Annotated in this window: 9 protein-coding genes; 3 read left to right on the plus strand and 6 right to left on the minus strand. The window is 64.4% G+C overall.

The features are described 5' to 3' along the window. Positions 1 to 65: 65 nt before the first annotated feature. Together ACQY80_RS13175 and ACQY80_RS13180 are read left to right on the plus strand one after the other, a co-directional pair. The gene (locus ACQY80_RS13175; RefSeq protein WP_428680395.1) at positions 66 to 983 is read left to right on the plus strand and encodes a LysR substrate-binding domain-containing protein; all 918 of its coding nucleotides are present in this window, start codon (positions 66 to 68) and stop codon (positions 981 to 983) included. A gap of 252 nt (positions 984 to 1,235) precedes the next feature. Beyond that, positions 1,236 to 3,137: a CocE/NonD family hydrolase gene (locus ACQY80_RS13180; RefSeq protein ID WP_428680397.1), complete on the plus strand. Its 1,902-nt coding sequence runs from the start codon at positions 1,236 to 1,238 to the stop codon at positions 3,135 to 3,137. 251 nt (positions 3,138 to 3,388) lie between these two features. Here ACQY80_RS13180 and ACQY80_RS13185 read toward each other — a convergent pair whose 3' ends face one another. The 3 genes from ACQY80_RS13185 to ACQY80_RS13195 all read right to left on the minus strand — a co-directional run bounded on the left by ACQY80_RS13185 (position 3,389) and on the right by ACQY80_RS13195 (position 8,959). Further along, the gene (locus ACQY80_RS13185; protein WP_428680399.1) at positions 3,389 to 5,569 is read right to left on the minus strand and encodes a hypothetical protein; all 2,181 of its coding nucleotides are present in this window, start codon (positions 5,567 to 5,569) and stop codon (positions 3,389 to 3,391) included. Positions 5,570 to 5,726: 157 nt separating this feature from the next. Then, positions 5,727 to 6,437, minus strand: a complete 711-nt coding sequence (locus ACQY80_RS13190) for a response regulator (RefSeq protein ID WP_428680401.1) — start codon at positions 6,435 to 6,437, stop codon at positions 5,727 to 5,729. Beyond that, the gene (locus ACQY80_RS13195) at positions 6,434 to 8,959 is read right to left on the minus strand and encodes a hybrid sensor histidine kinase/response regulator (RefSeq protein WP_428680403.1); all 2,526 of its coding nucleotides are present in this window, start codon (positions 8,957 to 8,959) and stop codon (positions 6,434 to 6,436) included. Before ACQY80_RS13195 ends, ACQY80_RS13190 begins: the two co-directional genes overlap by 4 nt. 281 nt (positions 8,960 to 9,240) lie before the next feature. On the opposite strand from ACQY80_RS13195, the gene ACQY80_RS13200 reads away from it, so the two are divergent. Next, positions 9,241 to 9,372: a hypothetical protein gene (locus ACQY80_RS13200; protein WP_428680405.1), complete on the plus strand. Its 132-nt coding sequence runs from the start codon at positions 9,241 to 9,243 to the stop codon at positions 9,370 to 9,372. Positions 9,373 to 9,725: 353 nt separating this feature from the next. On the opposite strand, the gene ACQY80_RS13205 is transcribed toward ACQY80_RS13200, so the two are convergent. Genes ACQY80_RS13205 through ACQY80_RS13215 form a run of 3 tightly spaced genes read right to left on the minus strand, consistent with a single transcriptional unit; the run spans position 9,726 to position 12,097 of the window. Then, positions 9,726 to 10,550: an SDR family NAD(P)-dependent oxidoreductase gene (locus ACQY80_RS13205; protein WP_428680408.1), complete on the minus strand. Its 825-nt coding sequence runs from the start codon at positions 10,548 to 10,550 to the stop codon at positions 9,726 to 9,728. A gap of 46 nt (positions 10,551 to 10,596) precedes the next feature. Further along, entirely contained in the window at positions 10,597 to 11,553 is a 957-nt protein-coding gene (locus ACQY80_RS13210) for an SDR family NAD(P)-dependent oxidoreductase (RefSeq protein WP_428680411.1), read from the minus strand. Positions 11,554 to 11,581: 28 nt separating this feature from the next. Beyond that, positions 11,582 to 12,097 (minus strand): nuclear transport factor 2 family protein, encoded by a 516-nt coding sequence (locus ACQY80_RS13215; protein WP_428680413.1) that lies wholly within the window; start codon positions 12,095 to 12,097, stop codon positions 11,582 to 11,584. Positions 12,098 to 12,099: the final 2 nt, after the last annotated feature.

Below are 12,099 nucleotides of genomic sequence, written 5' to 3' on the forward strand. Positions count from 1 at the left end.
TTCGGCGTGCGTCTGTCGTGGCTTTGGGAGCGATGTTGATCGCCGCTGTCGAAGTGTGAGACCGGATGCCAAGGGAATTGCCGAACCTCGATTGGCTCCGCGTTTTCGCCTCGACAGCCGCGACCGAGAGCTTCGCGCTTGCGGCGCTCGAACTGTCGGTCACGCCGGGCGCGGTCAGTCAACGGATCAAGGCGCTCGAGGCCTTTCTCGATGTCGAGCTGTTTCAGCGCTACGCCCAAGGCGTGCGGCTGACGGAGGCCGGCAAGCGCTATGCGCAGCAGGTATTGCCGCCGCTCGATCAGCTTACGCAGGCGACGCGTGAGCTTATGTCCGCCGAAGCAAGCAAATCTGTGCGGCTCACGATCCTTCCGGCGCTAGCCCAATTGTGGCTGGGACCGCGGATCGACGAATTTCATCGAGGTAATTCGAGCGCCACCGTCGAGATCTGGGCGGACCCGGCGATCGTCGACATGCGCGCTGCGAATTTCGATGTCGCGATCCGCTACAGCCAGCCGCCTTTCGCCGGTTGCGATCACCGGCCGATGCTGGTCGACGAACTCGTTCCGGTCGCCTCGCCCGATCTCGTCGCGCGCGCGGAATTCGACGAGCAGGGGCTTCCGCTCGGCGTGCCGCTCCTGCTCGACACCTATTGGTCGGACGACTTCGACGAATGGCTTCGTCATATGGGGAAGCGGCGCCCCGCCGGCCTGATCACGCAGACTTTCTCGCTCTATTCGATGGCTGTCGACGCGGCGCTGAAAGGTCGGGGCTTCATGGTGGGCCACACGTCACTCGTCTCGGGACTCATCGCCGATGGCCAACTCGTCACGCTGTCCGATCACCGCGTGACGGCGCCCACCCAATTCTATCTTCTGACACGCGCCGGACTCCCTTTGCCGCCGATCGTGGCGGCGTTCGTCGATTGGCTACTGCTGGAAGCCGGGTCGCCGCGAGAAGGCGATGGCGCGTTGCATGAGATCTGACGCTTAGCGGTCGCGAGGGTGAGCAAAGCTTCGCCAAAGCCGCAGATTATATCGCGTTGCGCCTTGCACTGGCCTTGCCCAGTTTCGCGCTTTCGAAGATGCGATCGGAGCAGCGCGTAGACATCGATTTGCTGGAAGCCGGCCATCTTCCCTTCGGGGAGAGGGACGATAGTGAAGGGTTCGATATGGTTGTGGACGATAATGCCGGTTGCGCTTCTCGCGGCTCCTTCGGTGTCGGCGCAGCAGGCTAGCATGACGTCTATCGTCCAGCCGGGCGGCGATATCCCCGAGAATTACTCGCCCGTCCCCGCCGATGCCGATTACGACCGCCGCGTGGTGATGATCCCCATGCGCGATGGGGTGAAGCTGCAGACGATTATCTTCGTGCCGAAAGGCGTCACTAACGCGCCGATCCTGATGGATCGCACGCCGTATGACGCGACCGCCCGATCGACGCGGTCGACGAGCAAGTCGATGCTCCATGCGCTCCCCTTCGAGAATGAGGAGTTTGTCCGCAACGGCTACATCATCGTCTGGCAGGATACGCGCGGGAAATTCGGGTCGGAGGGCGACTATAGCTTTATCCAGCCCATGGCAGGGGCCCTCAACGCTTCGGGCACCGACCATTCGACCGACGCCTACGACACCATCGCCTGGCTGACCGAAAAGACGAACCTACCCGAAAGCAACGGCCGCGTCGGAATGATCGGCTCGTCTTACGAGGGCTACACTACCGCCATGGCGCTCATCAATCCGCACCCCGCGCTGCGGGCCGCAGCACCCGAGAGCCCGATCATGGACGGGTGGATCGGCGACGACTGGTTTCACAATGGCGCCTTCCGGCAGTTGATGCTCGGCTTCATCGCCCGCCAGACCGGCGCCAAGGGGTTCGCCAATATGCCGCCCCACGGCGGCAGCGATGATTATGAGGCATTTCGCGAGGCGGGCTCCGCGGGCGACTGGGCGAGGGCGCGAGGCTTCGATCAACTGCCCGCCTGGCGCCGTATAGCAGAGAACCCGGCCTATGGTCCGATGTGGAGCGGGCAGGCCGCCGACAAGCTGCTCGCGGCAAACCCATCGGATGTTCCCACGCTCTGGGTTCAGCCCATCTGGGACCAGGAGGACAGCTACGGCGCCATCCGCACGTTCGAAGCGCTGCGCGCCGCGGGCAGGACCGGAAACAATCATCTTGTCCTCGGTCCGTGGTTTCACAGCCAGGTCAACCGCGCCGCGGGTGGCCGGAAGACCGGGCCGCTCGAGTGGGACGGTGATACCGTCGCCTATTACTGGCGGGACATTGTCCTGCCGTTCTTCAACGAGCATCTGAAAGACGGCCCCGCGGCCGGGACGTCGGTGGCGACCGTGTACAACACTGGCGAGGATCGTTGGGAGAGCTTTGATACCTGGCCTCTCGCCTGTGAGACGGGCTGCCCCGCTCCGCTCACCCCGATCTACCTCGCCGCCGACGCACGCCTTAGCTTCGAAGCGGGTCCGAAAGGCAGCGACAGCTATGTGTCGGACCCGGCCAAGCCGGTGCCTTTCCTGCCGCGCCCGTTCAGCATGCAGAACAGCGTGTACAGTCCCGCTTGGCCGACCTGGCTGTTGAGCGATCAGCGGCATGTCGATGGCCGTCCCGATGTGATGACTTATGTCAGCGAAGTGTTGACTGCACCGGTCCGCCTCTCGGGCGCGCCGATCGCGGAACTTATCGCGCGTACGACGGGGACCGATGGTGATTTCGTCATCAAGCTGATCGACGTGTTTCCGTCGGAGAATGCTACGAAGCCGGAGCTGGGCGGATACCAACTGCCGCTCAGCCTCGACATCATGCGGGGACGGTATCGCGACAGCTTGTCGGATCCATCGCCGATCCCCGCAGGCGCCGTGCAAACCTATAAATTTCGTCTTCCGACGGTGAACCATGTCTTCAAGCCGGGACACCGGATTATGGTGCAGGTGCAGTCGAGCCTCTTTCCGCTCTACGATCGCAATCCGCAGCGGTTCGTCCCGAACATCTTCGATGCGAAGAAGGGCGAATATAAAGCAGCGACAGTCACGCTCGAACGCGGAATTTCTGGAAGCAGGGTTTGGCTGCCCTTGGTGCCGCACGATGCACTGGTTGCCGGGGCTGAGCCGATGCCGGTACGCCGATGACGGCCTCCCTCGTTGGCTGAACGTCAGCAATGCAATTCTGTCTGCCAAAAGCCGCCAGTCCGGAATCGGCCATTCGAAACAATATTTACGTCGAGAAGGTGGGAGCGGTCGATACGAGCAGGTGATCGAACCCCTGGCTGGCTTCGCTGACTTGAAGGAAAAAAGGGCCGGGACAAGAAGTCCCGACCCTCTCCCTCGGATGTCCCCAGCCGGAGAGCAATCGCCTACTGGGCGACCCGAAATCGATACGCTCAGAACTCGCCGGCGACTCCGACGCGCACCGCAGTGTTCTTGCCGCCGGCTTGCGAGAAGCCGAAGGTGACCGCGACCGGTGTGTCGAGGTTGAGCCGATGCGACAGCGAGAGGCCGACCGCAGCTTCCCCGCGAAAGGTTGCCAGGTTGAAGACATAGCTGGTCTTGCCGGGCATCGAGGGGACCGGGGCGTCGGACATCGCCACCGCAGCCGCGATCCCGCGCCGTGCTTCGCGCCGGTCGTGATTTACGAGGTCGAACAACTGCGTCTGCGTAGCTTGCAGCACGCCCATCTGGCTTTGCATGGCCGACATGCTGGTCTGCAGATTGCCAATAGCGGTCGTGTGCTGGGCTACCGTGGCGCTTGTCGATGCCTGGACAGTCTGCAGCGCGCCGATTTGTGCGGTCTGGGTCGTGTTGACGGCCTCGGCGGTGTCCAGTCGAGCGTCCTGCACGACCTGTCCGGCCTGCAGTCCGGCGATCTCGGTGTCATGGCCATCGAGGCGATTGTTGATCGGCGTCGGGTCGAAGGGCATGCCCCCGCCGCTGCCGCCCATGCCTTCCAGCGCCGTGATGCGGGCATCGAATCCGGCATCGACACCCTGCAGCGCGCCGATCGCGTCGCCCTGCGCCGTCTGACCGGTTTGCAACGCCGCAATCTGGCCGTCCTGGGTCATCTGCCCGGTCTGGAGATCGGTGATCGCGTTGTTGATGCCTGTCGGGTCGAAGGGGGTGCCGCTCCCCATGCCTTCGAGAGCAGTGACCCGGTTGTCGAGAGCGCCCAGCGCATTGTTGATCGACGTCGGGTCGAAGGTGGCGCCCGCGGTCGGGATGTCGGCAGTGCCGATATTGCCGTTCGCATCGGTGGTCACCATGCGCAGCGCGCCGGTCTGGAACGCATTGCCGTTGGCGATGCCCGTGACGGTGAGCGAATGCGCGGCGCCGCCGAGCGCGATCTGGTTGGCGCGCGTCGTGACCGCGAGCAGGGCCGCCGACGACGTGAAATTGGCCTTCGAGGCGACGCCGAGCGCCACCGAGCCGAATTCATGGGCCTCGGACCCGGTGCCGAAGGCCAAGGACGAAAAGCCGAAGGCGCGAGCCTCGCCGCCGATCGCCACGGAATAGTCGTCTAGGGCGCTGGCGCGGTCGCCTATCGCGATGCCTCGGCTGCCGTCGGCCGTCGCCCCATCGCCAATGGCAACGGCATAGTCATTCTTGGTAACCGAGGCGTGGCCGATAGCGATGCCGCCCAGCGTCTCGGCCGTTGCCCCGGTGCCCAGCGCCATGGTCCAGACATCCAGCGACTGGGACCCGGTGCCGAGCGCGACCGCGGTCGAACCCAGTGCCGAGGAGTCCGAGCCGATTGCAATGCTGTAGTCGGACAAGGCCCGCGAGTCGTCGCCGACAGCGATCGCCCGGCTACCCTGCGCAGCCGCATAGCCGCCGAGGGCAACAGCATAATCGCCCGAAGCTTGAGAAAATCCGCCAATGGCGAGCGTGTAGGAGTCCGTTGCCGAACTCCGCTCGCCGAAGGCGAGGGTGCCGTCGCCATTTGCGCGTGCTCCCGGCCCCAGCGCTGCCGAACGATTGCCCAAGGCCTGTGTGTCGAACCCGATCGCAGCAGAATTCGCTCCCTGCGCGAGCGATCCGGCTCCAAATGCGCTGCTCTGCGCGCCGAGCGCCCGAGCATTCTGGCCGACCGCGGTGGCATCGACTGCCTGGGCCAGCGAGCCCGCACCGAATGCCGAGCTTTGCGCGGCGAGAGCCCTCGAATTGTTGCCGACCGCCGTGGCATCAACGTCCTGTGCGAGTGCGCTGACACCCAAGGCGCTGGACCGGGTCGCCGTGGCACGGGCATTATAGCCGAACGCCGCGCTGCTGCCGCCGCTTGCCGTCGCTGTCGCGCCGATCGCGGTGGAAAAGGCTCCCGTGGCGCTCGACTGGTTTCCGAACGCGCTCGAAGCGGCACCCGTCGCCGTCGATCCGACGCCGCAGGCGAGGCGAAGGTCGTCGCCGCCGGAATTTGCGCCGCCGTCGGTGTCGGTGGTGGCGTCGGCGTTGCCGTCATCATTGGTGTCGAGGAGGCAGTCCTCGGCGTGCGCGGGGGCCGCGGTGAAGGTGGTGGCGGCGAGCGCCAATGTGAAGGCCGACGCGGTGGTCAGCAGGCTTTTGGTGATCATGGTTTGCTCTCCATTCAATTGCCGGCAAGGGTGCCGATGGAGAGCATCTGGACGGCGCCAGTAACGCGCCGATCACGCGGGATCAGGGAAATTGTCGTTGTTGTAACAGTGCGTGTAACAGGCTGTTACAAAGGCGATGGCGCGTAGGGGAAAAAGATCACTCGCCGTCGGGGACGAGCATATAGCCCTCGCCGCGCATCGTTTTCAGTACGGATGGTTTGGCCGGGTCGAACTCGATCTTCTTTCGCAGCCGCGCGATCCGCATGTCGATCGAGCGATCATAGGGATCCCACTTCTTGTGGTGCGCGAGTTCGAGCAACTGGTCGCGATTGAGCGGGCGGCGCGCGTGGGTGATGAAAGTATAGAGAAGGTCATATTCCATTGCGGTCAGCTCGACGCGCTCGCCTGCTTCATTGAACAAAGCCTTCATCTCGGTATCGACGACGCAGCGCCCCACCTTGACGCGCGCAGCCGGCCGGCCGGCGGCGAGATTTGCCGACATCGTACGGCGAAGGATCGCCTTGATCCGCGCGCGCAGTTCGCCGGCTTCGAAGGGCTTTGCCAGATAATCGTCGGCGCCCATCTCGAGCCCGACGATTCTGTCGGTGGTGGTGCCCATCGCGGTCAGCATCAGCACAGCGGCATGGCCCTCGCTGCGCAGCCAGCGCGTCAGGCTGAGCCCGTCTTCGCCGGGCATCATCAGATCGCACACGACCAGGTCGGGGCGAAAGCGAGGGACGACGCGGCGCAGCGCAATACCGTCCTCGGCCGCCTCGACCTCGTAACCGTCGCGGGTCAACAGATCGACGAGCAGGTCGCGAAGGTCGGGGTCGTCGTCGCAAACGACGATACGGGCGCGGCTGTTCATTTCGGCTCTCCCACTCCGGTATTCATCATGCCCTCTACAAGTGCCCCGAGGCTCGCCGGCGTGAACGGCTTTTCGAGCACCGGGCAGCGTGTATCGGCAAGGAAGCCGGCGACATGATTGCTCATCGTATCGCCAGTTACAAAGGCCACCGCCCCGACAAGCTCGGGACGCTCGGCGGCGACCCACGCATAAAGCGCGGGGCCGTCCATGTCGGGCATGCGGATGTCGGACAGGATCAGGTCGAAGCGGGCGCCGCGTGCCAGCGCCTTCCGTCCGGCAACGCCGCCGATTGCGACGCTGACGTCGAGCCCCATTCGCTCGAGCATGTCGGCGAGCGTCTCGGCGACATCCTCCTCGTCGTCGATCACCAGCACGCGCCCGCGGCCGCGCGCGTCGCCGGCCGGCTCGGCGCAGCTGTCGACCGCGCCCTCATCGCGCACCGGCAGAGTGACGACAAAGCGGGTTCCGATCGCGCTGTCCTCGATGGTTATCGTGCCGCCATGCGCCTCGACGATGCCCAGCGAATAAGAAAGTCCAATACCGGTGCCCGCACCCACTGCCTTGGTGGTGAAGAAGGGATCGAAGATGCGCTGCCGCGCACCCGGTTCCACGCCGGGGCCGTTATCCGAGACGGTCAGTATGACCGCGTCCCGATTATAGCGCGACGTTATGGCTATCCGCCGGTCGCCCTCGACCGTCTCAAGCGCTTGCCGCGCGTTGGTCAACAGGTTGACGATCACTTGGTGCAGCTGGTCCGGGTCGGCCTCGAGTGTCGGCAGGTCGGGCTGCAGGTCGAGGTCGATCGCGATATTGACTGCGCGCATATGATATTCGGTGAGCTCGATCGCGCCGCGCACCTGGTCGTTGAGCCGGACCGGGCGGTATTCGGGCGCCTTCTGCCGCGCCATGGCCAGAAAGCTTTGGACAATGCGCGCGCAGCGGTCGGCGGCGCGGCGGATCTTGGCGATGCGGTCGGCGTGCGGCGTCCCCTCCAGATCCTCGCCGAGCAGCGCGGCCTGGCCGATCACCGCCGCCAGCGGATTGTTGAGTTCGTGGCTGACCCCGGCGAGCATCGATCCCAGCGCGGCCAGTTTCTCGGCCTGGTGCAGGCTCTCGCGCGAGGCGGCGAGGTCGTTTTGCACGCGGCGTTCCTCGGTGACGTCGTGCGCTATATTGCCGATGAACGCGAGCGCCCCCTGCGCGTCGAGGATCGGAAAATAGGAAAAGGCCATATCGCGAATTTCACCCGACGGCATTTCGAACGGCGTGTCGACCTGTTCACTCTGTAGCGTGGTCATGACCCGGCCCAGCAACGGGGCGATCACGCTTTTCGCTTCGGGGAAGTGCGCGTGGATGTGCCGCGGCCCAGCTGCGAGCAGCGCCTCCGGCGTCATGTCATAATAACGGGCAATGGCATCATTGACCATTATGTAGCGCATGCGATGCCCCTTGGTGTCGATCAGCGCCATCGGATTGGGGGCGTTTTGCACAAAGGCCTCGAACAGCGCGCGCGACTGTTCGAGGTCGGCTTCGGCGCGGCGCTGTTCGGTCACGTCGAAGAAGAAGGCGCCGATCAGGTCGACCTCACCCTGCGCGCCCAGAATGGGAAAGGAGGTGATGCGAAAGATCAGCGTCTCGCCCGTCGGCGCATTGAATTCGGTCTCGACGGTCGCCGTGCGGCCTTGAGTAAGCGAATTCTGGAGCAGCGACGCAGCCTGATCGGGCGCGGCGGGGAAAAATGCGGTGAAATCGGCGAGGTTGCGACCGACCAGATCGTCGGCGCTCTCGCCGAAATATCGCGCACCGTAACGGTTCATCATCGTCAACCGCCCGGCCGGATCGAAATGGCTCATGCCGATCGGCGCATGGTCGAGAAACGCTTGCAGCTGCGCCTGCGTATTCTTGAGCTCGGTCAGCCGGTCGATCACGCGCGTCCAGATTTCGGGCATATCGGTCGGCGGCGGGGTCGACAGGCCGGCTTGGGCATAGTCCAGCAGGGCGAAGGCCGGCCGGTTGACCATGCGGCGGAGGTAGAAAAAGCTGGCGAGAGTCGGGATGCCGAGCGCGAGGATGAAGAGGATCGAGGCGATGTTGGCGCCAAGCGCGGCGCGCCAGATCGCGGCACGGTCGATCGCGGCGCGCAGCTCGAGGCCATCCTGTCCGAGATCGGCGCGGCGAAACTCGGTGCCCGGTGGTAGGCTTGGCAGCCCGACAACAGGCCGTCCTTCGCGGTCGGCAATGCCGAAGGCGACGCCCTCGGCGGAGTTGGCCGACAACAGCGCACCGATCCGCACCGTATCGACCTGGCCCGACCCCTGCACCACCCCAGCGACCGCGGCCTCGGCCGAGTGGACGCTGCGCTCGGCACCGGCCTCCATCTGCCCCTGGGTCACCCATACGCCCTGCATTCCCATCGCAAACATGAAGAGGAAGGCAAGGGAGTAGGTCACCGCGCGGATCGCGTTCAATCGCTGCCGCGCCTCGCGCGTGAAGCCGATCGATGGACCGCCGCGATCAGCCATGGCGGCCGATGGGATAGGGAAGGAAGGCGATGATACGATCGGCATAGAGTATCCGGGCAGATGTTCCCTTCCTTCGCTAGGGGTGCTTTGTAACAAGCGAACGGCGCGCGGCCAGCGCTTTTGTATCAATTGTAACGCAGGTCGGTGACGCCGGTCCGTCCGGAGTGCCGCGCCGTTACAATTGAGACGAAAGGCCCTTCTCAGCGACATCGTTCAGTGATGGCCGTCCACCAGAACCGCCCCATCGCCGCATCGCGGCCGTTCAAAACATGGAGTGGAAAGTGGGAAATCTCGATGCCATCACCGTCGCCGCGTGGCGCCGCCGCCGCAATCGCTGGGTCGTCTCGGTCTTGTTGCTCAACTGGGGTCTTGTTCTTGCGATGGTCACCATCGCGCCCGGGGCGGGTAGCTGAGATAGCTGTAATGGAACAACTAGCGCAAACTGTCGCTGCGGCGCTAAAAATACTCAATCCGAGCCGGCATCCGGCCGGGAACGATCCCCGGGAGAAACGTGAGTGTTCTTTGAGCAGGCCGGGCTTGCCTCAGCCGCCAGCGGGTGAAGAACGCCGAACACGACGCGAGTAGCTTGTTCGCCCAAATACAGAGCTGCTTCCCATCAACAGCAGGCAGGGCGGCCTCCGTTGTTTCCTTCTGCCCGGAGAACCGTTCGCCCTCATGGCCTCTTCGCGAAAAGCTGCCGGTTCGCCATCGGCCAATGGGCAACGGCAAGCGGCCCGCCCGCGATAGCGGACGGGCCATGAAGGGTTCAGAAATCCGTCGATATCGACACCTCGCGCCATTTGGCGAGGATGTCGGCATCCGACACATGCTTGGCCTCGATCGCGGCGACAGTGTCGCTGCCGAGCGGCAGGCGGACGGGCGGGTTCGGTGCGTCGACGAAGCCGATCAGCACATCGGCGAGTTTCGAAGGGTCGCCTGGCTGGTTGTGGCTGAGGCCCGCCGCGACGTTACGAACTTTTCCCGCCGTCGCTTCATAGTCGTCGATCTGCTTAGCGCTGATCGAGAGCGACGAAGAATCAAGAAAGTCGGTACGGAAATAGCCGGGCTCGATCACCGTGACGTGGATCCCGAGCGGTTCGAGCTCGGCATGCAGCGCTTCGCTCAGCCCCTCGACCGCGAATTTGGTCGAAGAATAGACCCCGAAGCCTGCCGCGCCGCGATAGCCGCCGATCGACGAGAAGTTCAGGATCCGGCCCGACCGGGCGGAACGCATGTGCGGAAGGATCGCGCGCGTCACGGTCAACAGGCCGAACACATTGGTGCGGTAGACGGCCTCGATCTCCGCGGCGCTGGCTTCTTCAACCGCGCCCATCAGGCCGAAGCCCGCATTGTTGAGCAGGATATCGATCCGACCGAAGCGGGCGATCGCGGAGTCGGCAGCCGCGAGCGCCTGGGTCTCGTCCGACACGTCGAGAGCGATAGCGAGAAGATTCGGATGCTCGCCGAAGCGGTCGGTGATCGCCTTGGGGTTGCGCGCTGTCGCGACGACGGCGTCGCCTTTTGCGAGAGCGCGCTCGGTGACGAGAGCGCCGAAGCCGCGCGATGCGCCGGTGATGAACCAGGTTTTCATGATGCTAGTCCTTTCTTATGCGTAGGATGAGAGGAAAGTCGGCAGGTCAGCGAGCCGGTGATGATTTGGAGGCAAACGTCAGTTCCATTTCGCGCGCCAGGAGTTCCGGGAACCGTTCCATCAGCGCCCGTGTGTAGGGCTGCTCGAAATGCGCATCGAGGTCGGCGCGCGACCGCCAGGTCTCGTAGAGTATCCAGACATTGGGATCGTCATTGTCCCGGTGGACGAGATAGTCGATCGATCCAGCTTCTGCCGAGGTCGGAGCGACCAGCTTGCGCAGTTCGTTGCCGAGCACGTCTGAATACTCAGGCCTCGCCACAAGTTTCGCGATCAGGGTCAGTTCGATGGAGCGGTCGGGCTCCGGATAAGTGACCTCCCATGGGGCCGTCTCGTCCGTCGCAAGCTGCCAGAAACGGTCGGCGACATCGACAGCTTCAGCCGATCCGGGGCTGACCAGGGTCGAAACGGTCACCATCGCGATGCGAATGCCCTTGGCGGCCAGCGGATCGACCAGGGCCTGAACGCCGTTGCGCAGCCCGGCCTTGCCGATTCCGAGGCTAGCGTAGCTCTCGTGCGGAGCGATCGCGAGCCCGCCACCGGTAACGAGGATCGTGCCGCCCCGTTCGCCGAACTGCACCGCGGCGGCGCGGATCGCGTGGAGGCCGCCGGCGACGTTGATCGCCAGATCACCCGTCACCTCGTCGTCGGACATGCTGAACAGATCCTGTTGCCGCACGATCGCCGCATTGAAATGCACTGCGGAAAGGCCGCCGGCGATCCGATCCGCCTCGGCAATCGCGGCGCGCAGGGCCGCCGGATCGGTGGCATCGACGACAAGCGCGTGGGCGTCGATGCCCGCACCGGTCAGCTCGGAAACGAGCCCGTCAAGATTTGCCTGGTTTCGTGCGGCGAGGATGACCTGCCAGCCTTGTACTCCGAATTTCTGCGCGATAGCCTGGCCGATGCCGGGGCCCGAGCCGATGATGAGAATCGATTGGGTCATGATGATGTCCTTCGGTTGCTTGAGATTGTCATTCGACCGGCGCGACGCGCGACCAGAGATCATCGAAGGCGATGGCGTCGAAGAAGGCATTCGCCTCGACAACACGGCCGCCTTCCATGCGGAAGAACCAGGCGTAGCTGTTGGCGTAGGGCCTGCCGTCGCGCGCGGTGCCGGCCGCGTCGAACAGGATGACGACGCGATCGGCTTCGGCGGTCATGGTGCGGACAGCCGGCTTGATGCCGATCGTCATCCGGGCGTTGAACGGGCGGATGACATCGCGCAGGAATGCCTCCTTGCCCGGGTAGGTCCCCGACGCGGCCGACCGGCCTTTGATCGTCCAGCTCGCATTCTCGGCCAGCAAGTCGAACGGGCTGCCGGTGCCGGCTTTCCAGGCCGCGAAGCTTTCGGCGACGATCGCCTTGTTCTGCTCGGCCGTTTGAGCGGCCGACTTCGATGGTGCGGCGAGGAGTGCAAGGCCAGCTGCTACCATGCCGAGCAAAGCCTTGCCTCCGAACGAACGCTGCTCTTTGGTCGAATTTGTCATCT

This window comes from Sphingopyxis sp., from assembly GCF_965279755.1.
GTDB lineage: Bacteria > Pseudomonadota > Alphaproteobacteria > Sphingomonadales > Sphingomonadaceae > Sphingopyxis.